The 25,085-nt window shown below is 64.5% G+C and carries 21 protein-coding genes; 15 read left to right on the plus strand and 6 right to left on the minus strand.

Annotated features, from left to right (window positions below; all coding sequences use genetic code 11):
* Position 1 precedes the first annotated feature (1 nt).
* From murD to lpxC, 9 genes are all read left to right on the plus strand, one after another.
* Entirely contained in the window at positions 2–1,348 is a 1,347-nt protein-coding gene (murD, locus tag CHB99_RS00730) for a UDP-N-acetylmuramoyl-L-alanine--D-glutamate ligase (RefSeq protein ID WP_042122972.1), read from the plus strand.
* The gene (gene ftsW / locus CHB99_RS00735) at positions 1,345–2,562 is read left to right on the plus strand and encodes a putative lipid II flippase FtsW (protein WP_042122973.1); all 1,218 of its coding nucleotides are present in this window, start codon (positions 1,345–1,347) and stop codon (positions 2,560–2,562) included. Before murD ends, ftsW begins: the two co-directional genes overlap by 4 nt.
* Positions 2,552–3,631 (plus strand): undecaprenyldiphospho-muramoylpentapeptide beta-N-acetylglucosaminyltransferase, encoded by a 1,080-nt coding sequence (gene murG / locus CHB99_RS00740; RefSeq protein ID WP_042122974.1) that lies wholly within the window; start codon positions 2,552–2,554, stop codon positions 3,629–3,631. The genes ftsW and murG overlap by 11 nt, the downstream gene beginning before the upstream one ends.
* Positions 3,624–5,078: a UDP-N-acetylmuramate--L-alanine ligase gene (murC, locus tag CHB99_RS00745; RefSeq protein WP_042122975.1), complete on the plus strand. Its 1,455-nt coding sequence runs from the start codon at positions 3,624–3,626 to the stop codon at positions 5,076–5,078. The genes murG and murC overlap by 8 nt, the downstream gene beginning before the upstream one ends.
* On the plus strand, positions 5,075–6,034 hold the full coding sequence (locus CHB99_RS00750; protein ID WP_042122976.1) for a D-alanine--D-alanine ligase: 960 nt from the start codon (positions 5,075–5,077) through the stop codon (positions 6,032–6,034). The genes murC and CHB99_RS00750 overlap by 4 nt, the downstream gene beginning before the upstream one ends.
* Before the next feature lie 4 nt (positions 6,035–6,038).
* Positions 6,039–6,908 (plus strand): cell division protein FtsQ/DivIB, encoded by an 870-nt coding sequence (locus CHB99_RS00755; RefSeq protein WP_042122977.1) that lies wholly within the window; start codon positions 6,039–6,041, stop codon positions 6,906–6,908.
* Between the two features lie 15 nt (positions 6,909–6,923).
* The gene (gene ftsA, locus CHB99_RS00760; RefSeq protein WP_042122978.1) at positions 6,924–8,177 is read left to right on the plus strand and encodes a cell division protein FtsA; all 1,254 of its coding nucleotides are present in this window, start codon (positions 6,924–6,926) and stop codon (positions 8,175–8,177) included.
* 54 nt (positions 8,178–8,231) lie between these two features.
* Entirely contained in the window at positions 8,232–9,428 is a 1,197-nt protein-coding gene (gene ftsZ, locus CHB99_RS00765) for a cell division protein FtsZ (protein WP_042122979.1), read from the plus strand.
* A 112-nt stretch (positions 9,429–9,540) separates the two neighbouring features.
* Positions 9,541–10,452, plus strand: coding sequence for a UDP-3-O-acyl-N-acetylglucosamine deacetylase (gene lpxC, locus CHB99_RS00770; RefSeq protein WP_042122980.1), 912 nt, complete (start codon positions 9,541–9,543; stop codon positions 10,450–10,452).
* Between the two features lie 61 nt (positions 10,453–10,513).
* On the opposite strand, the gene CHB99_RS00775 is transcribed toward lpxC, so the two are convergent.
* A complete protein-coding gene (locus CHB99_RS00775; protein ID WP_042123022.1) occupies positions 10,514–10,984 on the minus strand; it encodes a DUF721 domain-containing protein in 471 nt (156 codons plus the stop codon).
* A 271-nt stretch (positions 10,985–11,255) separates the two neighbouring features.
* On the opposite strand from CHB99_RS00775, the gene secA reads away from it, so the two are divergent.
* From secA to CHB99_RS00790, 3 genes are all read left to right on the plus strand, one after another.
* On the plus strand, positions 11,256–13,988 hold the full coding sequence (secA, locus tag CHB99_RS00780) for a preprotein translocase subunit SecA (protein ID WP_042122981.1): 2,733 nt from the start codon (positions 11,256–11,258) through the stop codon (positions 13,986–13,988).
* A gap of 121 nt (positions 13,989–14,109) precedes the next feature.
* A complete protein-coding gene (argJ, locus tag CHB99_RS00785; protein WP_042122982.1) occupies positions 14,110–15,327 on the plus strand; it encodes a bifunctional glutamate N-acetyltransferase/amino-acid acetyltransferase ArgJ in 1,218 nt (405 codons plus the stop codon).
* A 68-nt stretch (positions 15,328–15,395) separates the two neighbouring features.
* Positions 15,396–16,340 (plus strand): Nudix family hydrolase, encoded by a 945-nt coding sequence (locus CHB99_RS00790; RefSeq protein WP_042122983.1) that lies wholly within the window; start codon positions 15,396–15,398, stop codon positions 16,338–16,340.
* A gap of 130 nt (positions 16,341–16,470) precedes the next feature.
* Here CHB99_RS00790 and CHB99_RS00795 read toward each other — a convergent pair whose 3' ends face one another.
* The 3 genes from CHB99_RS00795 to CHB99_RS00805 are packed head-to-tail and all read right to left on the minus strand — an operon-like array spanning position 16,471 to position 20,029.
* Positions 16,471–17,031, minus strand: coding sequence for a cob(I)yrinic acid a,c-diamide adenosyltransferase (locus CHB99_RS00795; RefSeq protein ID WP_042122984.1), 561 nt, complete (start codon positions 17,029–17,031; stop codon positions 16,471–16,473).
* Positions 17,032–17,034: 3 nt separating this feature from the next.
* Positions 17,035–19,065 carry an ATP-binding protein gene (locus tag CHB99_RS00800; protein ID WP_042122985.1) on the minus strand — a complete coding sequence of 677 codons (2,031 nt, stop codon included), beginning with the start codon at positions 19,063–19,065 and terminating at the stop codon, positions 17,035–17,037.
* A gap of 46 nt (positions 19,066–19,111) precedes the next feature.
* A complete protein-coding gene (locus tag CHB99_RS00805; protein ID WP_042122986.1) occupies positions 19,112–20,029 on the minus strand; it encodes a putative 2-dehydropantoate 2-reductase in 918 nt (305 codons plus the stop codon).
* Between the two features lie 114 nt (positions 20,030–20,143).
* Here CHB99_RS00805 and CHB99_RS00810 point away from each other — a divergent pair, with 114 nt between their 5' ends.
* The 3 genes from CHB99_RS00810 (at position 20,144) to CHB99_RS00820 (ending at position 23,037) form a co-directional block, all read left to right on the plus strand.
* Positions 20,144–20,629 (plus strand): YajQ family cyclic di-GMP-binding protein, encoded by a 486-nt coding sequence (locus CHB99_RS00810; protein ID WP_042122987.1) that lies wholly within the window; start codon positions 20,144–20,146, stop codon positions 20,627–20,629.
* Positions 20,630–20,737: 108 nt separating this feature from the next.
* Positions 20,738–21,583 (plus strand): mechanosensitive ion channel family protein, encoded by an 846-nt coding sequence (locus tag CHB99_RS00815; protein WP_042122988.1) that lies wholly within the window; start codon positions 20,738–20,740, stop codon positions 21,581–21,583.
* 221 nt (positions 21,584–21,804) lie between these two features.
* On the plus strand, positions 21,805–23,037 hold the full coding sequence (locus CHB99_RS00820; RefSeq protein WP_042122989.1) for an MFS transporter: 1,233 nt from the start codon (positions 21,805–21,807) through the stop codon (positions 23,035–23,037).
* A gap of 1 nt (position 23,038) precedes the next feature.
* Here CHB99_RS00820 and CHB99_RS00825 read toward each other — a convergent pair whose 3' ends face one another.
* Positions 23,039–24,604, minus strand: a complete 1,566-nt coding sequence (locus CHB99_RS00825; protein ID WP_042122990.1) for an AmpG family muropeptide MFS transporter — start codon at positions 24,602–24,604, stop codon at positions 23,039–23,041.
* Positions 24,605–24,647: 43 nt separating this feature from the next.
* On the minus strand, positions 24,648–25,001 hold the full coding sequence (locus tag CHB99_RS00830; protein ID WP_042122991.1) for an MGMT family protein: 354 nt from the start codon (positions 24,999–25,001) through the stop codon (positions 24,648–24,650).
* Between the last annotated feature and the right edge of the window lie 84 nt (positions 25,002–25,085).

Genomic DNA, 25,085 nt, shown 5'->3' on the forward strand with positions numbered 1-25,085 from the left:
CGTGTCCCTGATCGCATCTGACCACTTCCGCATCGTTGTCGGCCTCGGCAAGAGCGGCATGTCCCTGGTTCGCTTCCTGGCGAACCGGGGCGTTGCGTTTGCGGTCGCCGACACGCGCGAGAACCCGCCGGAACTGGCGACCCTGCGTCGCGACTACCCGCAGGTGGAAGTCCGTTGCGGCGAGCTGGACGTGGAGTTCCTCTGCCGCGCCGACGAACTGTACGTCAGTCCCGGCCTGGCGTTGGCCACGCCGGCTCTGCAGCAGGCCGCTGCTCGCGGTGTGAAGCTGTCCGGCGATATCGAGCTGTTCGCGCGCAACGCCAAGGCGCCGATCGTTGCCATCAGTGGTTCCAACGCCAAGAGCACCGTGACCACCCTGGTCGGCGAGATGGCCGCCGCGGCGGGCAAGCGCGTGGCGGTAGGCGGCAACCTGGGCACGCCGGCGCTGGAACTGCTCGACGACGATGTCGAGTTGTATGTGCTGGAGCTGTCGAGCTTCCAACTGGAAACCACTGACCAGCTCAACGCCGAAGTGGCCACCGTGCTCAATGTCAGCGAAGACCATATGGATCGCTACAGTGGCCTGCCGGCCTATCACCTGGCCAAGCACCGTATTTTCCGTGGCGCGCGCCAGGTCGTGGTCAACCGCCAGGACGCCCTGAGCCGTCCCATCCCGATCGAGGGCCAGCCGTGCTGGACCTTCGGCTTGAACAAACCGGATTTCAAGGCCTTCGGTCTGCGCGAGGAGAATGGCGAGAAATACCTGGCCTTCGAATTCCAGAACCTGATGCCGGCCCGCGAACTGAAGATCCGTGGCGCCCACAACCAGTCCAACGCCCTGGCCGCGCTGGCCCTGGGGCACGCCGTGGGCCTGCCGTTCGACGCCATGCTGGAAAGCCTGCGCAACTTCGCCGGACTGGCCCACCGCTGTCAGTGGGTGCGTGAGCTGAACGGCGTCAATTACTACGACGACTCCAAGGCCACCAACGTCGGTGCCGCCCTGGCCGCGATCGAAGGCCTGGGCGCCGATATCGACGGCAAGCTGGTGCTGATCGCCGGTGGTGATGGCAAGGGCGCGGACTTCTCCGGCCTGCGCGCGCCAGTCGGCAAACACTGCCGCGCCGTGGTTCTGCTTGGCCGCGATGCCGAACTGCTCGCCGAGGCCCTCGGCAATGATGTGCCGCTGGTGCGGGTCAAGACCCTGGACGAAGCCGTGACCCGCTGTGCCGAACTGGCCCGGCCGGGTGACGCCGTGCTGTTGTCGCCGGCCTGCGCCAGCCTCGACATGTTCAAGAACTTCGAAGAGCGTGGGCGGTTGTTCGCCCAGGCCGTGGAGGCGCTGAAATGATCTTCGGCGTCATCAAGCCCTATCCGTCGCCGCTCGTCAGCGGTCGTGGCATCGACCTGGACTTCCCGTTCCTGGTCGGCTGCCTGGCCCTGCTCGGCCTGGGCCTGGTGATGATCACCTCGGCCTCCTCGGAAGTGGCCGCGGCGCAGTCGGGCAACCCGCTGTACCACATGATTCGCCACCTGATCTACGTGACCCTCGGCGTGGGCGCCTGCATCGTCACCATGATGGTGCCGATCGCCACCTGGCAGCGCATGGGTTTCCTCATGCTGATCGGCGCCTTCGGCCTGCTGGTGGCGGTGCTGGTGCCCGGCATCGGCCGTGAGGTGAACGGGTCGATGCGCTGGATCGGTTTCAGCTTCTTCAACGTGCAGCCTTCGGAAATCGCCAAGGTCTTCGTGGTGGTCTACCTCGCCGGCTACCTGGTGCGACGCCAGCAGGAAGTGCGCGAGAGCTGGATGGGGTTCTTCAAGCCGTTCATCGTTCTCCTGCCCATGGCCGGCCTGCTGCTGATGGAGCCGGACTTCGGTGCCACCGTGGTAATGATGGGCTCCGCCGCGGCGATGCTGTTCCTCGGTGGGGTGGGCCTGTTCCGCTTCGGCCTGATGGTGGTGCTGGCGGTGGGCGCGGTGTTCGTGCTGGTCCAGGCCCAGCCTTACCGGATGGCGCGTCTGATCACCTTCACCGACCCCTGGTCCGACCAGTTCGGTTCCGGTTACCAGCTGACCCAGGCGCTGATCGCCTTCGGTCGCGGCGAGTGGTTCGGCGTTGGCCTGGGCAACAGCGTGCAGAAGCAGTTCTACCTGCCGGAAGCGCACACCGACTTCGTGTTCTCCGTGCTCGCCGAGGAACTGGGCGTGGTCGGTTCGCTGCTGACCGTGGCGCTGTTCGTCTTCGTCACCGTGCGCGCGCTGTACATCGGCCTGTGGGCGGAGAAGGCCAAGCAGTTCTTCGCCGCGTATGTGGCCTTCGGCCTGGCATTCCTGTGGATCGGCCAGTTCCTCATCAACATCGGGGTGAACGTCGGCCTGCTGCCGACCAAAGGCCTGACCCTGCCATTCCTCAGCTATGGCGGCAGCTCCCTGGTCATCTGCTGTGCCTGCGTCGGGTTGCTGTTGCGCATCGAATGGGAGAGCCGCACGCACCTGGGCAGCGAGGAACACGAATTCGACGAAAACGATTTTGCCGAGGAGCCGAATCATCATGGCCGCTGACGGCAAGAACGTATTGATCATGGCCGGCGGTACCGGCGGCCATGTGTTCCCGGCGCTGGCGTGCGCGCGGGAGTTCCAGGCGCGTGGTTTCACCGTGCACTGGCTGGGTACGCCCCGCGGGATCGAGAACGAACTGGTGCCGCAGGCCGGCCTGCAACTGCACCTGATCAACGTCACCGGCCTGCGTGGCAAGAGCAAGCTGTCGTTGCTCAAGGCACCCTTCACGCTGGTCAAGGCGGTGCTCCAGGCGCGGCGAATCATCCGCCAGTTGAACCCGGTCTGCGTGGTTGGCTTCGGCGGCTATGTCACCGGTCCTGGCGGTGTGGCGGCGAAGCTGGCCGGCGTGCCGGTGGTGATCCACGAGCAGAATGCCCGCGCCGGTACCGCCAATCGGATGCTGGTACCGCTGGCCGGACGGGTCTGTGAAGCTTTCCCGGATACCTTCGATGCCAGCACCAAACGCCGTACCACCGGTAACCCGGTGCGCGCCGAGCTGTTCCTGGAGCCGGTTCGCGAAGCCCTGGCCGGACGCCGCGCGCGTCTGCTGGTGCTGGGTGGCAGCCTGGGCGCCGAACCGCTGAACAAGCTGCTGCCCCAGGCCCTGGCCCTGGTGCCGGAAGCCATCCGCCCGGAGGTGTTCCACCAGGCCGGAAAGAACCACGACCAGATCACCGCCGAGCGCTATCGCGACGCGGGAGTCACGGCTCAGGTGGAGCCGTTCATCAAGGACATGGCCCAGGCCTATGGCTGGGCCGACCTGGTGGTGTGCCGTGCCGGCGCGCTGACCGTCAGCGAACTGGCCGCGGCCGGTCTGCCCTCGATGCTGGTGCCCTTGCCCCATGCGATCGACGACCACCAGACCCACAACGCCCATTATCTGGCACGCGAAGGCGCCGCCTTCCTGATGCCGCAAGCGACAACTGGCGCAGCGCAGCTCGCTGAACGCCTGAACGAGGTGCTGATGCAACCGGAAAAACTCGACACCATGGCGACCACCGCGCGCCGCCTGGCCAAACCCGCCGCTACCCGCACCGTGGTCGATATCTGCCTGGAGGTGGCCCATGGTTGAGAACCAGAAAGCCATGCCCCAGCCTGAAATGCGCCGTATCCGTCGCATCCACTTCGTCGGTATCGGCGGCGTGGGCATGTGCGGTATCGCCGAAGTGCTGCTGAACCTGGGTTACCAGGTCTCCGGTTCCGACCTCAAGGCTTCGGCTGTGACCGAGCGTCTGGAGTCCTTCGGGGCGCAGATCTTCATCGGCCACCGCGCCGAGAACGCCGCCAGCGCCGACGTACTGGTGGTCTCCAGTGCCATCAACACCGCCAACCCGGAAGTCGCCACCGCGCTGGAGCGTCGCATTCCGGTGGTGCCGCGGGCCGAGATGCTCGCCGAGCTGATGCGCTACCGCCACGGCATCGCCGTCGCCGGTACCCATGGCAAGACCACCACCACCAGCCTGCTGGCCTCGGTCTTCGCCGCCGGCGGCCTGGACCCGACCTTCGTCATCGGTGGCCGTCTGAACGCCGCGGGCACCAATGCCCAGCTCGGTACCAGCCGCTACCTGATCGCCGAGGCCGACGAAAGCGACGCCAGCTTCCTGCACCTGCAGCCGCTGGTGGCGGTCGTCACCAACATCGATGCCGACCACATGGCCACCTACGAAGGCGACTTCAACAAACTGAAGAAGACCTTCGTCGAGTTCCTGCACAACCTGCCGTTCTATGGCCTGGCCGTGATGTGCCTGGACGATTCGGTGGTTCGCGAGATCCTGCCGCAGGTCAAGCGCCCGGTGGTCACCTACGGCTTCAACGAGGGCGCCGACGTGCGCGCGATCAACGTGCGCCAGTCGGGTATGCAGACCCACTTCACCGTGCTGCGCCGCGACCGCGCGCCGCTGGACGTGTCGGTCAACATGCCGGGCAACCACAACGTGCTCAACGCGCTGGCGACCATCGCCATCGCCACCGACGAAGGCATCAGCGACGAAGCCATCGTCCAGGGCCTGTCCGGCTTCCAGGGTGTCGGCCGACGCTTCCAGGTCTACGGCGAACTGCCGGTGGAAGGCGGCAGCGTCATGCTGGTGGACGACTACGGTCACCACCCGACCGAGGTCGCCGCGGTCATCAAGGCCGTGCGTGGTGGCTGGCCGGAGCGGCGTCTGGTGATGGTCTACCAGCCGCACCGCTACAGCCGTACCCGTGACCTGTACGACGATTTCGTCCAGGTCCTCGCCGATGCCAACGTGCTGCTGCTGATGGAGGTCTATCCGGCCGGCGAAGAGCCGATCCCGGGCGCCGACAGCCGCCAGCTGTGCCACAGCATCCGTCAGCGCGGTCAGCTCGACCCGATCTACATCGAGCGCGGCATCGAGCTGGCACCACTGGTCAAGCCGCTGCTGCGCGCCGGCGACATCCTGCTGTGCCAGGGCGCCGGTGATATCGGCGGTCTCGCGCCACAACTGTTGAAGAGTCCGTTGTTCGCTGGTGCGGTTGCCAGTCAGGAGAAAACCAAATGACTGCCGAAGCCTACGCCAAGCTGCATTCCACCCTCGCACCGCAGGACTTCGGCCGCGTTGCCGTGCTCTACGGCGGCAAGAGCGCCGAGCGCGAGGTGTCGCTGAAGTCCGGCGCCGCGGTGATCGAGGCGCTGACGGGCGCCGGTGTCGACGTGGTCGCCATCGACGTCGGTGACGATCTGCTCGACCGCCTGCAGAGCGAGAAGATCGACCGCGCCTTCATCATCCTTCACGGCCGCGGCGGTGAAGACGGCAGCATGCAGGGCCTGCTGGAGTGCCTGGGCATTCCCTACACCGGCAGCGGCATCCTCGCCTCGGCCCTGGCCATGGACAAGCTGCGCACCAAGCAGGTATGGCAGAGCCTGGGTATTTCCACCCCGCGCCATGCCGTGCTGGCCAGCGAGGCCGACTGTATTTCCGCGAGCGCGGAACTGGGCTTTCCTTTGATCGTCAAACCGGCCCATGAGGGTTCCAGTATCGGTATGGCGAAAGTGACCAGTGTCGAGGAATTGATCGCGGCCTGGAAAGACGCCGCGCGCTACGACTCGCAAGTGCTGGTCGAGCAGTGGATCAAGGGTCCGGAGTTCACTGTCGCGGTGCTGCGCGACCAGGTCCTGCCGCCGATCGCCCTGGGTACTCCGCACACCTTCTACGACTACGACGCCAAGTACCTGGCATCCGATACCCAGTACCGGATTCCGTGTGGTCTCGACGCCGCCAAGGAACAGGAATTGATCGACCTCACCGCCCGCGCCTGCGAAGCCATCGGCATCGCTGGCTGGGGCCGTGTGGATGTGATGCAGGACGAGCAGGGCCGTTTCTGGCTGCTCGAAGTCAATACCGCACCAGGCATGACCGACCATAGCCTGGTGCCGATGGCGGCCCGTGCCGCCGGCCTCGATTTCCAGCAATTGGTGCTGGCGATCCTGGCGGCCAGTGTCGAGGCGCGAGGTTAAGCCCATGCAAGGCGCGATGGTACGTCATCAGCAACCCGCCACCGGTCGCAACAAGCCGGTGCCGCGTGGTGCCAGTCGGATGGTGGCCAAGGAGCCACTGTCGGCGCGCCTGCCCAAGCCGAACTTCAGCATCTTCAAGCGGTTGCTGTGGCCGGTCCTGCTGGTCGCCGCCGGTTTCGGCGCCTACGAGGGCGCGCAACGGCTGATGCCGTACGCCGACCGGCCGATCACCAAGATCGCCGTGCAGGGCGATCTCAGCTACATCAGCCAGCAGGCGGTGCAGCAGCGGATCGCGCCCTATGTGGCGGCGAGCTTCTTCACCGTCGACCTGGCGAGCATGCGCACCGAGCTGGAGCAGATGCCCTGGATCGCCCATGCCGAAGTACGCCGCGTGTGGCCGGACGAAGTGGTGATCCGCCTGGAAGAACAGCTGCCGGTGGCACGCTGGGGCGAGGATGCCTTGCTCAACAACCAGGGCCAGGCCTTCACCCCGCGCGAACTGGCGAACTACGAGCACCTGCCGCAGCTGTTCGGGCCGCAGCGGGCACAGCAACAAGTGATGCAGCAATATCAGGTACTGAACCAGATGTTGCGTCCCCTGGGCTTTTCGATCGCCCGCCTGGAACTGCGCGAGCGTGGCAGTTGGTTCCTGACCACCGGCGCCGGCAGCGCGGGACCGGGGATCGAACTGCTGCTGGGGCGTGACCATCTGGTGGAAAAGATGCGCCGCTTCATTGCCATTTATAACAGCACGCTCAAAGAACAGATCACGAACATCGCCCGCATCGATCTGCGTTATGCCAATGGCCTTGCCGTTGGCTGGCGGGAACCGATTGCACAGCCCGCGGCCCAACCCGCCGTGGCGAAGAATTAGAGAGAGGCAGGACCCATGGCAAATGCGCAAAGCGGCAAAATGATCGTCGGGCTGGATATCGGCACGTCCAAGGTGGTTGCACTGGTGGGCGAAGTCGCCGCCGACGGCACTCTGGAAATCGTCGGTATCGGTACCCACCCGTCGCGCGGGTTGAAGAAGGGCGTGGTGGTCAACATCGAGTCCACCGTGCAGTCGATCCAGCGCGCCGTCGAAGAGGCCCAGTTGATGGCCGGCTGCCGGATCCACTCGGCCTTCGTTGGCGTGGCCGGCAATCACATCCGCAGCCTGAACTCCCACGGCATCGTCGCCATCCGCGACCGTGAGGTCAGCACCGCCGACCTGGAGCGGGTCCTGGATGCCGCGCAGGCCGTGGCCATCCCGGCCGACCAGCGCGTGCTGCACACCCTGCCGCAGGACTATGTGATCGACAATCAGGAGGGCGTGCGCGAGCCACTGGGCATGTCCGGCGTGCGTCTGGAGGCCAAGGTCCACGTGGTGACCTGCGCCGTCAACGCCGCGCAGAACATCGAGAAGTGCGTGCGTCGCTGCGGCCTGGAAATCGACGACATCATCCTAGAGCAACTGGCCTCGGCCTACTCGGTGCTCACCGATGACGAGAAAGAGCTGGGCGTCTGCCTGGTGGACATCGGTGGCGGCACCACCGACATCGCCATCTTCACTGAAGGCGCGATCCGTCACACCGCGGTGATCCCGATCGCCGGCGACCAGGTGACCAACGACATCGCCATGGCCCTGCGTACGCCGACCCAGTACGCCGAAGAGATCAAGATCCGCTACGCCTGTGCCCTGGCCAAGCTGGCCGGTGCCGGCGAAACCATCAAGGTGCCGAGCGTCGGTGACCGTCCGCCGCGCGAGCTGTCGCGCCAGGCCCTGGCCGAAGTGGTCGAGCCGCGCTACGACGAGCTGTTCACCCTGATCCAGGCCGAGCTGCGTCGCAGTGGCTACGAGGACCTGGTGCCGGCGGGCATCGTCCTCACCGGCGGTACCTCGAAGATGGAAGGCGCGGTGGAACTGGCCGAGGAAATCTTCCACATGCCGGTGCGCCTTGGCGTGCCGCACAGCGTCCGCGGCCTCAGCGACGTGGTACGCAACCCGATTTATTCCACTGGCGTGGGCTTGCTCACCTACGGCCTGCAGAAGCAGTCCGACGGCGTGCCCGTGCCAGGTATCAGAAACGACAGCTATGGCGATGAACCAAAGGCCCCGGTGCTTGAGCGATTCAAGCGTTGGGTCCAGGGAAACTTTTAAGTTTCAAAGCAGTAGTGGTAGGCGCAAAACTAGAGAAATGAAAGGAGAGGGAAAATGTTCGAGCTCGTAGACAACGTCCCGCAAAGTCCGGTCATCAAGGTGATCGGCGTCGGTGGCGGCGGTGGCAACGCCGTCAACCACATGGTCAAGAGCAGCATCGAAGGCGTCGAGTTCATCTGCGCCAACACGGATGCTCAGGCCCTGAAAAACATCGGTGCGCGCACCATCCTGCAACTGGGTACCGGCGTGACCAAGGGCCTGGGCGCGGGCGCGAATCCGGAAATCGGCCGCCAGGCCGCGCTGGAAGACCGCGAGCGTATCGCCGAGGTGCTGCAGGGCACCAACATGGTCTTCATCACCACCGGCATGGGTGGTGGTACCGGTACCGGTGCCGCGCCGATCATCGCCGAAGTGGCCAAGGAACTGGGCATCCTCACCGTTGCGGTGGTGACCCGTCCGTTCCCGTTCGAGGGTCGCAAGCGCATGCAGATCGCCGATGAAGGCATCCGCGCGCTGGCTGACAGCGTCGACTCGCTGATCACCATCCCGAACGAGAAGCTGCTGACCATCCTGGGCAAGGATGCCAGCCTGCTGTCGGCCTTCGCCAAGGCGGACGACGTGCTGGCCGGTGCCGTTCGCGGTATCTCCGACATCATCAAGCGTCCGGGCATGATCAACGTCGACTTCGCCGACGTGCGTACCGTGATGAGCGAGATGGGCATGGCGATGATGGGTACCGGCTGCGCCAGCGGTCCGAACCGTGCGCGCGAAGCCACCGAGGCGGCGATCCGCAACCCGCTGCTGGAAGACGTCAACCTGCAGGGCGCTCGCGGCATCCTGGTCAACATCACCGCGGGTCCGGACCTGTCCCTGGGCGAATACTCCGATGTGGGTAGCATCATCGAGGCGTTCGCATCCGACCACGCGATGGTCAAGGTCGGTACCGTGATCGATCCGGACATGCGCGACGAGCTGCACGTCACCGTGGTCGCCACGGGTCTGGGCGCGAAGATCGAAAAACCGGTCAAGGTCATCGACAACACCCTGCAGGCCGCGGCCGCGCAAGTGTCGACCCCGGCCCCGGCGCCTGTGCGCAACGAGCAACCGGCGGTGAACTACCGCGATCTGGAGCGTCCGACCGTGATGCGCAACCAGACCCACGCCGGCGCGGCAGCTGCTGCCAAGCTCAATCCGCAGGACGATCTGGATTACCTGGATATCCCGGCTTTCCTGCGTCGTCAGGCCGATTGATGGAATTTATCAGGGGTATTAGGGTGATTGGTGTTCAGCAAAGGCGGGGTCTGTTATCATCCTCAGCCTTTGTTGATACCAGTTCGCAATCTGTGCTGAAGCGGCCAATGCCATGATTAAACAACGCACCCTGAAAAATATCATCCGTGCCACAGGTGTCGGTCTGCACTCCGGGGAAAAGGTTTACCTGACCCTCAAGCCCGCTCCTGTGGATACCGGCATCGTATTTTGCCGAGCCGACCTCGACCCCGTGGTGCATATTCCTGCCCGTGCGGAAAACGTCGGTGAGACCACCATGTCGACCACACTGGTCAACGGCGATACCAAGGTAGACACGGTAGAGCACCTGCTCTCGGCCATGGCTGGCCTGGGCATCGATAACGCCTACGTCGAGCTCTCCGCGTCCGAAGTGCCGATCATGGACGGTAGCGCAGGTCCCTTCGTATTCCTGATTCAATCCGCCGGCCTGGAAGAACAGGACGCGCCGAAGAAATTCATCCGCATCCTGCGCGAAGTGACGGTGGAGGACGGCGACAAGCGTGCCACCTTCCTGCCTTTCGACGGGTTCAAGGTGAGTTTCGAGATCGATTTCGACCATCCGGTGTTCCGCAACCGTACCCAGAGCGCCAGCGTGGACTTTTCCAGCACCTCGTTCGTGAAGGAAGTCAGCCGCGCCCGTACCTTCGGGTTCATGAGCGACATCGAATACCTGCGCAAGCACAACCTCGCCCTCGGCGGCAGCGTGGAAAACGCGATCGTGGTGGACAAGGACGGTGTACTGAACGAAGACGGTCTTCGCTATGAGGACGAATTCGTCAAGCACAAGATTCTCGATGCCATCGGCGATCTGTACCTGCTGGGCAACAGCCTGATCGGCGAGTTCCGTGGCTTCAAGTCGGGCCACGCGCTGAACAACCAGCTGCTGCGCAAGCTGATCGAAGAGAAGGACGCCTGGGAAGTGGTGACCTTCGAGGATGCGAGCACCGCACCGATCTCCTACATGCGTCCGGTTGCTGCTGTATAAGCTCGAATACTCTCTCTAGTTTGAAGGCCACCCTCGGGTGGCCTTTTTTATGGGGATGGATTCATTCGTCGGCTGGTTTCTTCCCGCCCTTGGCATGACTGGCCAGGCGCTCCAGCGCGGCGCGCAGTTTCGGGTCGCTGATGCCCTCGGCGGTGGCCTGGATGTTTTCCGCGGACTTGTCGGAGATGTCGATGACATGGCTGGCGCTGCGCGTCACGCCGGTGACCGGCTGTACCTTGAACAGGATGCGGGTCAGGTTGGCGAACGCCTCCAGTTGCTGCAACTGCCGTTGCAGGCGTTTCTGCTGATAGCGCAGGCGAGTTGCCCAGTGACCGTCGGTGACCACCAGCATCAGCGTGCCCTCACGCCAGGACGCGACATGGCAATGCTCGCGCGCGGCTGGCTGCAACTGGCTATCCAGCAGGCGCTGCAGATGGGCAATGCGCTGAGCCTGGCTGAACAGAACCTTGAGCGGACGCGCTTCGCGCAGCAACACGGCGGGCGCACGGGCGGGGGAAGGGCGATAGGCCATGGCGAGACTCGGGATGACAATGTTGGCCATCTTACCAGAGCGCAGCCTGAACATCGTGGGAGTGGCAATCTTGCGCCGACGGGTTGAAGTTGGCGAAAAAGCCCTTATTGTACAAAAGCCCCGTCACAGCGCTGTGCCAGCATCGTGGAACTTCGCCACTTTCCTCACCATCGTTTCCGGGTAGAATGCTCGTTCGCATGCGGCCTGCAAGGGCTGCACGGGCGACTCACGGGGCCGCCCTCCATCCCTACGTGTGGAAGATCCTGCCGATATGTTTGCGCCTTTGTTAAAGAAACTTTTTGGAAGCAAGAACGAGCGTGAAGTCAAACGCATGCTCAAGACGGTACAGATCGTCAATGCCTTCGAAGAGCAGATGGTGGCCCTCTCCGACGAACAACTGCGCGGCAAGACCGCCGAGTTCAAAGAGCGCCTGGCCAAAGGCGAGACCCTCGACCAGCTCCTGCCCGAAGCGTTCGCCGTTGCGCGTGAGGCCGGCAAGCGCATCATGGGCATGCGTCACTTCGACGTGCAGCTGATCGGTGGCATGACCTTGCACGAAGGCATGATCGCGGAAATGCGCACCGGTGAGGGCAAGACCCTGGTGGCGACCCTGGGTGTGTACCTCAACGCGCTGTCCGGCAAGGGCGTGCACGTGGTCACGGTCAACGACTACCTGGCCCGCCGCGACGCCAACTGGATGCGTCCGCTGTATGAATTCCTCGGCCTCACCGTCGGCGTGGTCACCCCGTTCCAGCCGCCGGAAGAGAAGCGCGCCGCCTACGCCGCCGACATCACCTACGGCACCAACAACGAATTCGGTTTCGACTACCTGCGCGACAACATGGCGTTCAGCATGGAAGAGAAATTCCAGCGCGAGCTGAATTTCGCCGTGATCGACGAAGTCGACTCCATCCTGATCGACGAAGCGCGGACGCCGCTGATCATTTCCGGCCAGGCCGAAGACAGCTCCAAACTGTACATCGAGATCAACAAGCTGATCCCGCGCCTGACCCAGCACATCGAAGAAGTCGAAGGCCAGGTCACCCAGGAAGGCCACTACAAGATCGACGAGAAGAGCCGCCAGGTCGAGCTCAACGAAGCCGGTCACCAGTTCATCGAGGAGATGCTCACCCAGGTCGGCCTGCTGGCCGAGGGCGAAAGTCTCTACTCCGCGCACAACCTGAGCCTGCTGACCCACGTCTACGCCGGCCTGCGCGCGCACAAGCTGTTCCACCGCAACGTCGAGTACATCGTCCAGGATGGCCAGATCCTCCTGATCGACGAGCACACCGGCCGCACCATGCCGGGCCGTCGTCTTTCCGAGGGTCTGCACCAGGCCATCGAGGCGAAGGAAAACCTGAACATCCAGGCCGAAAGCCAGACCCTGGCCTCGACCACCTTCCAGAACTACTTCCGTCTGTACACCAAGCTGTCCGGCATGACCGGTACCGCCGACACCGAAGCGTTCGAGTTCGCCCAGATCTACGCCCTCAACGTGATGGTCATCCCGCCGAACAAGCCACTGGCGCGCAAGGACTTCAACGACCTGGTGTACCTGACCGCCGACGAGAAGTACGCGGCGATCATCGCCGACATCAAGGAAAGCATGACCCAGGGCCGTCCGGTCCTGGTCGGTACGGCGACCATCGAAACCTCCGAGCACATGTCCAACCTGCTCAAGCAGGAAGGCATCGACCACAAGGTCCTCAACGCCAAGTACCACGAGAAGGAAGCCGAGATCATCGCCCAGGCCGGTCGCCCGGGTGCGCTGACCATCGCCACCAACATGGCCGGTCGCGGTACCGACATCCTGCTCGGCGGCAACTGGGAAGTCGAAGTGGCTTCCATGGAAAACCCGACGCCTGAGCAGATCGCCCAGATCAAGGCCGACTGGCAGAAGCGTCACCAGCAGGTGATCGAGTCCGGTGGCCTGCACGTGATCGCTTCCGAGCGCCATGAGTCGCGCCGTATCGACAACCAGCTGCGTGGTCGTTCCGGTCGTCAGGGTGACCCGGGTTCCAGCCGTTTCTACCTGTCGCTGGAAGACAGCCTGATGCGCATCTTCGCCTCCGACCGGGTGAAGAACTTCATGAAGGCCCTGGGCATGCAGTCCGGTGAAGCCATCGAACACCGCATGGTGACCAACGCCATCGAAAAGGCGCAGCGCAAGGTCGAAGGTCGCAACTTCGACATCCGCAAGCAACTGCTCGAATTCGACGACGTGGCCAACGAGCAGCGCAAGGTGATCTACCACATGCGCAACAGCCTGCTGGCCGCTGAGAACATTGGCGACACCATCGCCGACTTCCGTCAGGAAACCCTCGAAGCCACCTTCAGTCAGCACATCCCGCCGCAATCGCTGCCCGAGCAGTGGGACGTGGCCGGTCTGGAGGCCGCTCTGGCCAGCGACTTCGGCGTGAAACTGCCGATCCAGCAGTGGCTCGACGACGACGACAAACTGTACGAGGAGCCGCTGCGCGAGCGCGTTCTGCAGGAACTGGTCAGCGCCTACAACGAGAAGGAAGACAGCGCCGGCGCCGAAGCCCTGCGCACCTTCGAGAAGCAGATCCTCCTGCGCGTCCTCGACGACCTGTGGAAAGACCACCTGTCGACCATGGACCACCTGCGTCACGGCATCCACCTGCGCGGCTATGCGCAGAAGAACCCGAAACAGGAGTACAAGCGCGAGTCGTTCACCCTGTTCCAGGAACTGCTGGATTCGATCAAGCGCGACACCATCCGTGTGCTTTCCCACGTTCAGGTTCGTCGCGAAGACCCGGTCGAAGAAGAGGCCCGCCTGCGCCGCGAAGCCGAGGAACTGGCCCAGCGCATGCAGTTCCAGCATGCCGCGGCACCCGGCCTGGAAGGTGCCGAGGAGCAGGAAGAGGGCGCTGAAGTCGCCGTTGCCTCGCCAGCCCGCAACGATATGAAACTGGGCCGCAACGAGCTGTGCTGGTGCGGTTCGGGCAAGAAGTTCAAGCACTGCCATGGACAGATCAGCTGATCCAGCCGTGCCACGCTGAAACATGAACACCGCGCCGCGACCGGGTCATCCCGTCGCGGCGCTGTTCCATTCCAAGCGCCGTTGACTCGAAGACGGCGTATTTTTTTCTAGGAGCGCTTTCATGGCTGTTGGTCTTGGTCCTTTGCCAACGTTGCACCCGGTTCCCGGTTTCGAACTCGGCATCGCCTCTGCGGGCATCAAGCGCCCCGGGCGCAAGGATGTGGTGGTGATGCGCTGTGCCGAAGGCTCCAGCGTCGCTGGCGTGTTCACCCTGAACGCCTTCTGCGCCGCCCCGGTGATCCTTGCCAAGCAGCGCGTGCAGGGCACCGTGCGCTACCTGCTGACCAACACCGGTAATGCCAACGCCGGTACTGGCGCCCCGGGTCTGGCCGCCGCCGAGCGCACCTGCGCCAGGCTGGCCGAGCTGACCGGCGTCGACGCCAGCGCCGTGCTGCCGTTCTCCACCGGTGTCATCGGCGAGCCGCTGCCGGTCGAGAAGATCGAAGGCGCGCTGCAGGCCGCCCTGGACAACCTGTCCGAGAACAACTGGGCCGAAGCCGCCACCGGCATCATGACCACCGACACCCTGCCCAAGGGCGCCAGCCGTCAGTTCCAGCATGATGGCGTGACCATCACCGTCACCGGCATCAGCAAGGGTGCCGGCATGATTCGTCCGAACATGGCCACCATGCTCGGCTACATCGCCACCGACGCCAAGGTCGCGCCGGCGGTGCTCAAGGACCTGATGCTGGACGGCGCCAACAAGTCGTTCAACCGCATCACCATCGATGGCGACACCTCGACCAACGACTGCTGCATGCTGATCGCCACCGGCCAGGCCGATGTGGCCGAGATCACCGAGGCCAGCGGCCCGCTGTTCGACGCGCTGAAGAAGGCTGTGTTCGAAGTCTGCATGGAGGTCGCACAGGCCATCGTCCGTGACGGCGAAGGCGCCACCAAGTTCGTCACCGTGCAGGTCAACGGCGGCGGCAACCACCAGGAATGCCTGGATGTCGGTTATGCCGTGGCCCACTCGCCACTGATCAAGACCGCGCTGTTCGCGTCCGACCCGAACTGGGGCCGTATCCTCGCCGCCGTTGGCCGCGCCGGTGTACCGAACCTCGACGTCAGCCTGATCGACGTGTACCTGGACAGCGTCTGCATCGCTAGCAAGGGCGGGCGCAGCGCCAGCTACACCGAGGACCAGGGCGCCGCGGTCATGGCCCAGGAAGAGATCACCATCCGCATCGAACTGGGTCGCGGCCAGTGCAACGAGACCATCTGGACCACCGACCTGTCCCACGAGTACGTGAAGATCAACGCGGAATACCGCACCTGATCGAGGGCCGCCGTGTCGCCTGGCGACGCGGCGGCATCCCTTGCAATCCCCCTCTGCGGAGCAGAAAGATGAAACGGATTCATGTCGCCGCCGCCGTCATTCGTGGCGCGGATGGCCGTATTCTGATTGCCCGTCGTGGCGAAACCCAGCATCAGGGCGGCCTCTGGGAGTTTCCTGGCGGCAAGGTCGAAGACGGCGAAGCCGTGGAGACCGCCCTGGCGCGTGAGCTGCGTGAAGAACTGGGCATCGAGGTGGGCGCCGCGCGGCCACTGATCGAAGTCCGCCACGATTATCCGGACAAACACATCCTCCTGGACGTCTGGGAGGTCTCTGCGTTCTCTGGCGAACCCCATGGCGCCGAGGGCCAGCCACTGGCCTGGGTGTCGCCACGGGACCTGGGACAGTACGAGTTCCCCGAGGCCAATCGGCCGATCGTCGCGGCGGCGCGTCTGCCGGGTGAATACCTGATCACTCCGGATGGTCTGGAAACCCCGCAGTTGCTGCGCGGCATCCAGAAGGCGGTTGCCAGCGGAATCAAGCTGGTGCAGTTGCGGGCGCCGAACATGTACGACCCGAAATACCGTGATGTCGCGGTGGACGCGGTCGGACTCTGCGCGGGCAAGGCACAACTGATGCTCAAGGGGCCACTGGAATGGCTGGGGGATTTCCCGTCCGCCGGCTGGCACCTGACCTCGGAACAACTGCGCAAGTACGCCGCCAATGGCCGGCCGTTCCCGAAGAACCGCTGGCTGGCGGCGTCCTGCCATAACGCCGAGGAGCTGGCCTTGGCCGAGCGCATGGGCGTGGATTTCGTCACCCTGTCGCCGGTGCAGGCCACCCAGACCCATCCCGAGGCGCAGCCACTGGGTTGGGACGTCGCCGAGCGACTGATCGAGGGCTTCAACCAGCCGGTGTTCCTGCTGGGCGGGGTCGGTACCGCCGAGCGTGAGCGTGCCTGGCAGGTTGGTGCGCAGGGAGTGGCGGGGATCCGGGCGTTCTGGCCCGAGGCCTGAAAACCCAACGGCGGCCCCGTAGGAGCTGGCTTGCCTGCGAAGGACCGCGCAGCGGTCCCTGACTTCAATCGGGGACCGCTGCGCGGTCCTTCGCAGGCAAGCCAGCTCCTACACGGGAGCGCGGTGGGTTTCAGGGTTTTGTGGCGGCCTGCCATAGAACTTCGGCAATGCCCTGACGCCGCGCGATCAACCGCGCCGCCACGAACAACAGGTCCGACAACCGGTTGATGTAGGCCAGTCCCACCCCCGCCAGCGGTTCCACCGCATTCAACTGCTGACAGCGCCGCTCCGCGCTACGGGCCAGGCTGCGACAGACATGCGCCTGCGCCACCAGCATCGAGCCGCCCGGCAGGATGAAGTTTTCCAGCGGACCCAGCTCTTCGTTCCAGTGGTCGATGGCCGCCTCGAGCCGTTCCACTTCCGCCGCGTTCAGCGCCTGGTAGCTCGGCATCGCCAGTTCGCCGCCCAGATCGAACAGACGATGCTGGCAGGGCGCGAGCACTTCGATCAGTTCGTTCAAGCCTTGCTCGGCCAGCCCGGCCAGGAGCACTCCCAACTGGCTGTTCAGCGTATCGACTTCGCCGATGGCTTCGACGCGCGGGTGGTCCTTGGGCACCCGGCGGCCGTCGCCGAGGCCGGTCTCGCCCTTGTCGCCGGTGCGGGTGTAGATCTTCGACAGGCGAAAGCCCATGGTTCATGACTCCAGTTTGCTCGGGCTGGGCAGCGGCGCGGCGACCAGCGGCAGGCGCAGGGTGAAGCAGGTGCCCTGGCCCGGGGTCGACTGCACTTCCATCTGGCCCTTGTGGTTGTTGGTGATGATGAAATACGACACCGACAGGCCAAGGCCGGTGCCCTGGCCGATCTCCTTGGTGGTGAAGAACGGCTCGAAAGTGCGTTTGCGCACGGTCTCGGGCATGCCGACACCGTTGTCTTCCACCTGGATTTCCGCCCACGGCGGGTTGAACCGGGTGCGCAGGGTGATGCGTCCGGGCTCGCGGTCGTCCTCGCGCAGATGGATGGCCTGCGCGGCGTTCTTCAGCAGGTTGAGCAGCACCTGTTCCAGCTCGTTGGCGGTGCCTGGCACCGGGCCCAGTTCGGGGTCGAACTGGCGGACGATGGCCTGGCCCTTGAAGTCGAAGCCGATCGCCAGGTCGAAGTCGTTGCCGGCAATCTCCACCGCCTGGTCGATCAGCGCCGGCAGGTCGCAGGGCGCCATCTGCCGGTTGCTGCGCCGGCTGAAACTGAGCATGTGGGTGACGATCTTGGCCGCGCGCGCGCCTGCTTGCTGGATGCCATCGAGCAGTTGCGGGACCTGGCGACCTTCCAGGTACTGGTTGACCGTGTCGAGGTCGATGCCGGTTTCGCTGGCCGCTTCGAGGTTCTTCGGCAGGTCGGGCGAGAGGCGCCGACGAATGTTCTGCACGTTGTGCAGGATCGCGCCGAGCGGATTGTTGATCTCGTGGGCCATGCCTGCGGCGAGGCCGCCGACGGAGAGCATCTTCTCCGACTGCACCATCATTTCCTCCAGCGACAGGCGCTGGGTGATGTCGTCGATACGGATCACCACGCCGCGGCCGCCGCCGCCGGTCAGCGGATAGAAGGTCAGGGCGTAATGGCGGGCGTCCTCGCCGCGGGTCCAGGTGACCCGTTCGATCTTCGCCACCCGGTGCTTCTCCACGCTTTCCTTGAGCTGCGGCAGGAATGGCTTGAGCGGCTCGAAGGCGAGGAAGATCGGCTGGTTCAGCGCTTCATCCAGCGGCGTACCGGAGAGGCTGCTGGCCTCCTGGTTCCACTGCGTGACGTAGAGCTGCTCGTCGAGGGCGATCAGGGCCGAGGGCATGGAGTCGATGATGCTGTTGAGGTAGTTCTGGAAGCCCGTCAGCTTGCGCTCGATCTTGCTGCGGACCTGGACTTCCAGTTCCAGCTTGCGGTTGGTATGGCGGGTTTCCTCGGCCAGCCCCTGGGCCTGGTCGAAGGCGTGCTGGAATTCGTCGCGGGCGCGCTTGAGCTGCTGTTCGCGCGCTTCGATGCGCGACAGCATGGTATTGAATGCCTCGGCCAGACTGCCGATTTCGTCGTGATTGCCGGGGCTGGCGCGCAGGGCATAGTTCTCCTCGCGGGTGACCTGGCGCGACAGTTGTTCCAACTGGTAGATCGGCTGGGTGATCAGGCGCTTGATCTGCCTGGCGATGATCATCCACAGCAGCACGCTGAACACCAGGATACCCAGGCTGGCGGTCAGGGTGCCGGTGTAGAACGCGGTAGGCAGCTCGCTGCTGGCCACCAGCAGCAGATGTCCGGGCGGGCTGCCCGGGCGTGGCAGACGCACCAGCTGGGTGCTGCGGAACTCGGTGAGACGCCAGCCTTCGATATTGCGCAAGCGCTTGGGCAGGGCGATGGACTCGCCGTGCTGCAACTGCGCCAGTAGCTTGCCGTCGGCGCCGTACAGCGCGGCGGCGCGCAGCGGGGTATAAGTGTCCAGCTCGTCCAGCAGGCGGTTCGCCGCTTCCGGCGAGTCCGTGGCCTGCTCGGCGATCTGCGGGTTGGAGACCAGCCGGCCAATGGTCTGCAGGGCCTGTGGGGCCATGGCTTCCTGGGAAATCCAGTAGGCGGCGCTGATGAAGGTCAGGTTGGCCACCAGCAGGATGGTGATCAACAGCACCAGCAGGGCGGCCAGCAGTTTCTGGCCGACCGGCAGGTTTTCCAGGCGTTCGCGCAAGGGCATGGTGAAAGCGTGGTCCTGTGGTTGAAAGGGCAGGGTAACGCTGCCTTCAGTCGCTGGGCAATCCGTGACCGTTGAGGTGTTCGACCAGGCGTCGGTAGAGCCGTTCCAGGTGGGGCAGCGGGTGACCGTGGCGGGTCGCGGTGCGGCAGGCGTGACCCAGCAGGTAATGGATTTCGGTGCGGCGACCGTTGCCGACATCCTGGTACATCGAAGAATAGTTGGCGGCGGTGGCCTGGATGACCCGCTGTACCTCGTTTTCCAGGCCTTCGGCGGCCTGTGGCTGGCCACATACCTGGAGCAGTTCGGCCAGTTCGGCGCACAGCGTGGCGACTTCGCAGTGGTGCTCGGCGAGCCCGCCATTGCGGCAGTCGTAGAGCACCGTCAGGGGATTGATCGCGCAGTTCAGGGCCAGCTTGCGCCACAGGCGGGTGAGGATGTCCGGCGTCCACTCATGGGGAATGCCGGCGTCGGCGAGGTCGTCGAGCCAGGTCGGTGCCAGGGGATTGGCCGGGTCGCCCAGCCAGTTGAAACCGTGGCCGGCGAAGTTCACCTGCCAGTCCCGCTCGCGGAAGGCGCCTTCGGTGCTGGAGGCGGACACGCAGCGTGCCAGGGGCACGCGGGCGGCGACGTCGTCCTGGCTGCCGAGGCCGTTCTGCAGGAGGATCAGCTCGGCGTCAGGGCGCAGGCGGTGGGCGATGCTGGCCACGGCCTTTTCCGCGTCGTAGGCCTTGCAGGCCAGCAGCAGGCGCTGGATCGGGCTGCTGTCCGCGGTGGTTTGCGCGTCGATGGCGAAGGTCTGTGGGCGACCCTGCTCGACCAGGGTCAGTCCACCGGCGCTCTGATAATCGCGCAGGCGCTGTTCGTCGCGCAGGATCAGGCGGACCGTCTTGCCCGCGCGGGCCAGGCGGCAGGCCCAGAGGCTGCCGAGGCTTCCGGCGCCGAGAATATGCCAGGTGCTGCTCATCAGCGTTTCGCAACCGTTTATAATGAGCCCGCATTTTAACCGTCAAACCCGGTGCGCTCCATCGCGCTTCTCTGTACAGAGGCGCCAGCGCACCTTTTATTTTTGGAGAAGGATATGCCGTCGTTCGACGTGGTATCGGAACTGGACAAGCACGAAGTCACCAACGCGGTGGACAACGCCATCAAGGAACTGGATCGCCGCTACGACCTGAAGGGCAAGGGCAGCTTCGAGTTCAAGGAAAAGGAACAGACCGTGCTGATGACCGCCGAGGCGGAATTCCAGCTCGAGGCGATGCTGGAAATCCTGCGCATCGCCCTGGTCAAGCGCAAGATCGACGTGAAGAGCCTGGAGGTCAAGGATGCCTACGCCTCCGGCAAGGAAATGAAGCAGGAAGCAGTGTTCAAGGAAGGTATCGATAAAGATCTGGCGAAGAAGATCGTCGCTCACATCAAGGACGCCAAGCTGAAAGTGCAGGCGGCCATCCAGGGCGAGCAGATCCGCGTCACCGGCAAGAAGCGCGACGACCTGCAGGAATGCATCGCCGCCCTGCGCGCCAAGGAGTTCGATATGCCGCTGCAGTTCAACAATTTCCGCGACTGATCGCTGTCGTCGAGGAACCTTGGCGCTTTGATGGCGTCCGAGGTTCCTGGCGTCGCTGAATCGTTTGCGGCGTATTAATTTTCTGTTGTTGCCGCATTAGGAGGGCACATGGATTTGAATGCAGAGGTCGATCAACTGGTCAGGACTTCGCAGACCTGGATTCCGTTGATCATGGAATACGGCAGCCGTCTGACCCTGGCCCTGATTACCCTGGCGATCGGCTGGTGGCTGATCAACAAGGTCACCGCGAAACTGGGCAAGCTGCTGTCCCTGCGCAACGCCGACCTGGCGCTGCAGGGCTTCATCAGCACCCTCGCCAACATCATCATGAAGGTCCTGCTGTTCGTCAGCGTGGCCTCGATGATCGGCGTGGAAACCACGTCCTTCGTCGCCGCCATCGGTGCCGCTGGCCTGGCCATCGGCCTGGCCCTGCAGGGCAGCCTGGCCAACTTCGCCGGCGGCGTGCTGATCCTGCTGTTCCGTCCGTTCCGCCTGGGCGACTGGATCGAGGCACAGGGTGTCAGTGGCACCGTGGACAGCATCCAGATCTTCCACACCGTGCTGCGCACCGGCGACAACAAGACGGTGATCGTGCCCAACGGCAATCTGTCCAACGGCATCATCACCAACTACAACCGTCAGCCGACCCGCAAGGTCGTGTTCGATGTCGGTGTCGACTACGAGGCCGACCTGCAGAAGGCGCGCAACGTCCTGCTCGACCTGGCCAACAACGACCCGCGGGTGCACAAGGATCCGGCGCCGCAGGCCGTGGTCGCGACCCTGGGCGACAGTGCCATCACCGTTTCCCTGCGCATCTGGGTGAACACCGCCGATTACTGGGATGTGATGTTCATGCTCAACGAGCACGCCCGTGATCGCCTGAAGAGCGAGGGCATCGACATTCCCTTTCCGCAGCGGGTGATTCGCGTGGTGCAGGAAGCCGCAGTGCAGTAGCCCTGTGCGCCCTACTCCGTAGGAGCGTGGCTTGCCCGCGAAGGACCGCGCAGCGGTCCCGGACGTTACCGATATTGGGACCGCTGCGCGGTCCTTCGCGGGCAAGCCACGCTCCTACGCGATTTCGCCTCGGCATTACACTTCTTCACCTCTTCCCGCTATCGGTCCGTCGAGCTTTTCTGGCATACAAGCCCGTCTCGTTTCTCTCTGCCGGCCGAATCATGACCCCGCTCATCCAGATCACCCCATTCAGGGCCCTGTGTTTCGCCCTGACCCTGGCCCTGTTCGAACTGATCACCTACCTCGCCAGTGACGTGGTGATGCCGGCCATGCCGCAGGTGGTGACCGACCTCGATGCCAGTCCCGAGTACATTCCCCACGCGCTGAACCTGTATCTGCTCGGCGGTGTGCTGCTGCAGTGGCTGATCGGCCCGCTGGCGGACCGTTTCGGCCGGCGTCCGCTGCTGCTCGGCGGCTGCGCGTTCTTCTGCGTGGCCTGCCTGGCGACCTACTGGGTCGATGGCATCGAACTGTTCAACCTGCTGCGTCTGTTGCAGGGCATCGGCCTGGGCTTCGTGGTCACGGTCAGCTATCCGGCGCTGAACGAGGCGTTCAGCGAGGCGGACGCGGTGCGGATGATGGCCCTGCTGGCGAATATCGCCCTGCTCTCGCCGCTGCTCGGTCCGCTGGTGGGCACCCTGCTGCTGGAATGGGTGTCATGGCGCTGGCTGTTCGTGCTGTTGGGCATCAGCGCCGTCGCCGCCTGGTTCGCCCTGTACCGCTTCATGCCGGAAACCCTGGGGGTCGAGCGTCGCGATGGTTCGCGTCTGGCATTCCAGCCGATTCATCTGCTGCCGCTGCTCGCAGGCTACGCGCAACTGCTCGGCAATCGCCGTTTCGTCGCCGGCAGCGCGGCGCTGGGGCTGATCGGTCTGCCGCTGATCGGCTGGATCGGCCTGTCGCCGGTGCTGCTGATCCATGACGAGGGGCTGAGCAAGATGGAATACGCCCTGTGGCAACTGCCAGTGTTCGGTGGACTGATTCTGGGCAACCTGATCATCAACCGGATCGCCGACCGCTATCCGCTGACCTCGCTGGTGCGCGTCGCCCTGTGGCCATTTCTGGCCGGGCTGCTGGTGGCCGTGGTGGCGACCTGGTTCGCGCCGAGCGTGTCGAGTCTGGTGCTGGGCCTGTCGGTCTACGCCCTCGGCCTGGGTATCGGCAACGCCGTGCTGTACCGCATGACCCTGTTCAGCAGCGAGCAGAGCAAGGGGCTGGTCTCGGCGATGCTGGGGATGATCACCATCGCCCTGCTGGGCCTGGGCGGCGTGGTGCTGGCGATGTTCGGCGCGGGCGCCAGCCTGCAGGCCTTCGCCCTGGCCTCGGGCGTGGCCGGCGTGCTGGCACTGTGGCCGCTGTCGGCGGTGTTGCGGGTGGAGGCAGTGCCGGCCTGAGTCAGCGCTGCTGTTGCTCGCTGGCCGGGGCGGCGGGTTGTTCCGCCTCTTGGGGTTGCTTGTCGCGGTTGATCTCCTGATGCCAGTGCAGGGCGATCAGGATCAGCGTCGGCACGCCCAGCAGCGCGGTGATCAGGAAGAAGTCGTGGTAGCCGAACTTTTCCACCAGCACCCCTGAGTAGCCGCCGATCAGGCGCGGCAACAGCAGCATGATCGAGCTGAGCAGGGCGTATTGGGTGGCCGAGAACTTCAGGTTGGTCAGGCTCGACAGGTAGGCGACGAAGGCCGAGGTGGCCAGGCCCGAGCTGAAGTTGTCGAGTGAGATGGTCACCACCAGCATTTCCACGTTCGGGCCCATGTCGGCCAGCATCAGGAACAGGATGTTGGTGCCCGCCGAGGTCACGCCGCCGATGAACAGGATCGGCAGGATGCCGAAGCGCACGATCAGCAGGCCGCCGACGCCGGCGCCGAGCAGGGTCATGATCAGGCCGAAGATCTTGCTGATACTGGCGATCTGGTCCTTGGTGAAGCCCTGGTCGATGTAGAACACGTTGGCCATCACGCCCATCACCGTGTCGGACATGCGATACGTGGCGATCAGTCCGAGCAGCAGCAGGGCCTGCCAGCGGTAGCGGTGGATGAAGTCGTTGACCGGCGTCAGCACTGGCGCCAGGCCGCGACGGCCCATGGCCGAGAGGCACAGGCAGGTCAGGGTGATGTAGAGGATGGCGCGCAGGAAGGCGCGGTCTTCCAGCAGCAGGTCGAGCAGGCTCACGCCTTCGAACAGCACGCTGGCGAAATCGGTGTTGTACAGCTGGGTGAACATCGCCGGCACCGAGACCAGCAGGACGATCAGCACGAATACCGAAATCAGCTGATGACCGAAGCCGTAGCGGGCGGCCTGCAACTGCGTGCGCAGGGGGACCGGCGGTTCGCGCATCAGCAGGGTGGTCAGCAGCGCCGGCAGCATCATCACGCCGAACAGCACGTAGGTGCCGGTCCAGGCCTTGTGCATGTAGTTGAAGCCGGTGGAGCCGAACCACTCGGCGAAGAACAGCGCACCGGCGGTGGCGAGCAGGGCGGCGACCCGATAACCGGCCATGTAGCTGGCGGCGAGCGCAGCCTGGCGCTGGTCGTCGGCGATTTCCAGGCGGTAGGCATCGACGGCGATGTCCTGGGTGGCGGAAGCGAAGGCCACCAGCACCGCCAGGGCGATCAGCCAGGACAGGTGTTTCTGCGGATCGCAGAAGCCCATGCCGATCAGGCCGATGACCACCAGCAACTGTGACAGGACCAGCCAGGAGCGGCGGCGACCGAGCTTGCCGAGCAGCGGCAGGCGCCATTGGTCGAGCAGCGGCGACCATACCCACTTGAACGCGTAGGCCAGGCCGATCAGGCTCGCGTAGCCGATGGTCTCGCGCGCCACCCCGGCTTCGCGCAGCCACACCGACAAGGTCGAGAACACCAACATGTAAGGCAGGCCGGCGGCGAAGCCGAGCAGCAGCAGCACCACGGTCGACGGGCTGGCATAGGCAGCGAGCGCAGCGCGCCAGGTTTTACGGGGCATGGGCCAACATCTGCCTCAAGATTACGAACACAAAGCGCGCACTCTAACTGTTGTGATCCATCGGACGCCAGCCATGGCGCGACATATCGACGCGATTATTGCGCAGGCTGACCCCTTCGGCGCGCAAACGCGCCCTTTGTTCCTCGCCCGAGGGCGTGCCCTGCTGCAGGCTGAGGCGACCGCCGGCACCGAGCACCCGGTGCCAGGGCAGGCGGGTATCGGCCGGCAACTGGCTCAGCGTGCGTCCGACCCAGCGCGCGGCGCGGCCCAGGCCAGCCATCTGCGCCAGTTCGCCGTAGCTGATCACCTTGCCCGGGGGAATCTGGTCCATGACCAGATACAGCGCCGCTCGTCGGGCGTCGTTGCTCTCCTGGGTCAGGTCGCTCGTCGCGTTCATCCGTGAGGTTTCCGACGGCTTATCGGCATGTGGAAACATTTGGGAATTGAACTCATTGTCATTGGTCGGGTCTGTCCTTGTTCT

Source organism: Pseudomonas japonica, from assembly GCF_900188455.1.
In the GTDB taxonomy this organism is placed as follows: Bacteria; Pseudomonadota; Gammaproteobacteria; order Pseudomonadales; family Pseudomonadaceae; genus Aquipseudomonas; species Aquipseudomonas japonica.

Coding starts and splice junctions, on each gene's coding strand:
- secA (WP_042122981.1), top strand. CDS start 11,256: ATGTTTGCGCCTTTGTTAAAGAAACTTTTTGGAAGCAAGAACGAGCGT.
- CHB99_RS00820 (WP_042122989.1), top strand. CDS start 21,805: ATGACCCCGCTCATCCAGATCACCCCATTCAGGGCCCTGTGTTTCGCC.
- ftsZ (WP_042122979.1), top strand. CDS start 8,232: ATGTTCGAGCTCGTAGACAACGTCCCGCAAAGTCCGGTCATCAAGGTG.
- ftsA (WP_042122978.1), top strand. CDS start 6,924: ATGGCAAATGCGCAAAGCGGCAAAATGATCGTCGGGCTGGATATCGGC.
- CHB99_RS00810 (WP_042122987.1), top strand. CDS start 20,144: ATGCCGTCGTTCGACGTGGTATCGGAACTGGACAAGCACGAAGTCACC.
- lpxC (WP_042122980.1), top strand. CDS start 9,541: ATGATTAAACAACGCACCCTGAAAAATATCATCCGTGCCACAGGTGTC.
- CHB99_RS00830 (WP_042122991.1), bottom strand. CDS start 25,001: ATGAACGCGACGAGCGACCTGACCCAGGAGAGCAACGACGCCCGACGA.
- CHB99_RS00775 (WP_042123022.1), bottom strand. CDS start 10,984: ATGGCCTATCGCCCTTCCCCCGCCCGTGCGCCCGCCGTGTTGCTGCGC.
- CHB99_RS00805 (WP_042122986.1), bottom strand. CDS start 20,029: ATGAGCAGCACCTGGCATATTCTCGGCGCCGGAAGCCTCGGCAGCCTC.
- CHB99_RS00750 (WP_042122976.1), top strand. CDS start 5,075: ATGACTGCCGAAGCCTACGCCAAGCTGCATTCCACCCTCGCACCGCAG.
- CHB99_RS00755 (WP_042122977.1), top strand. CDS start 6,039: ATGCAAGGCGCGATGGTACGTCATCAGCAACCCGCCACCGGTCGCAAC.
- murG (WP_042122974.1), top strand. CDS start 2,552: ATGGCCGCTGACGGCAAGAACGTATTGATCATGGCCGGCGGTACCGGC.
- ftsW (WP_042122973.1), top strand. CDS start 1,345: ATGATCTTCGGCGTCATCAAGCCCTATCCGTCGCCGCTCGTCAGCGGT.
- CHB99_RS00790 (WP_042122983.1), top strand. CDS start 15,396: ATGAAACGGATTCATGTCGCCGCCGCCGTCATTCGTGGCGCGGATGGC.
- CHB99_RS00800 (WP_042122985.1), bottom strand. CDS start 19,065: ATGCCCTTGCGCGAACGCCTGGAAAACCTGCCGGTCGGCCAGAAACTG.
- CHB99_RS00795 (WP_042122984.1), bottom strand. CDS start 17,031: ATGGGCTTTCGCCTGTCGAAGATCTACACCCGCACCGGCGACAAGGGC.
- CHB99_RS00825 (WP_042122990.1), bottom strand. CDS start 24,604: ATGCCCCGTAAAACCTGGCGCGCTGCGCTCGCTGCCTATGCCAGCCCG.
- murC (WP_042122975.1), top strand. CDS start 3,624: ATGGTTGAGAACCAGAAAGCCATGCCCCAGCCTGAAATGCGCCGTATC.
- CHB99_RS00815 (WP_042122988.1), top strand. CDS start 20,738: ATGGATTTGAATGCAGAGGTCGATCAACTGGTCAGGACTTCGCAGACC.
- argJ (WP_042122982.1), top strand. CDS start 14,110: ATGGCTGTTGGTCTTGGTCCTTTGCCAACGTTGCACCCGGTTCCCGGT.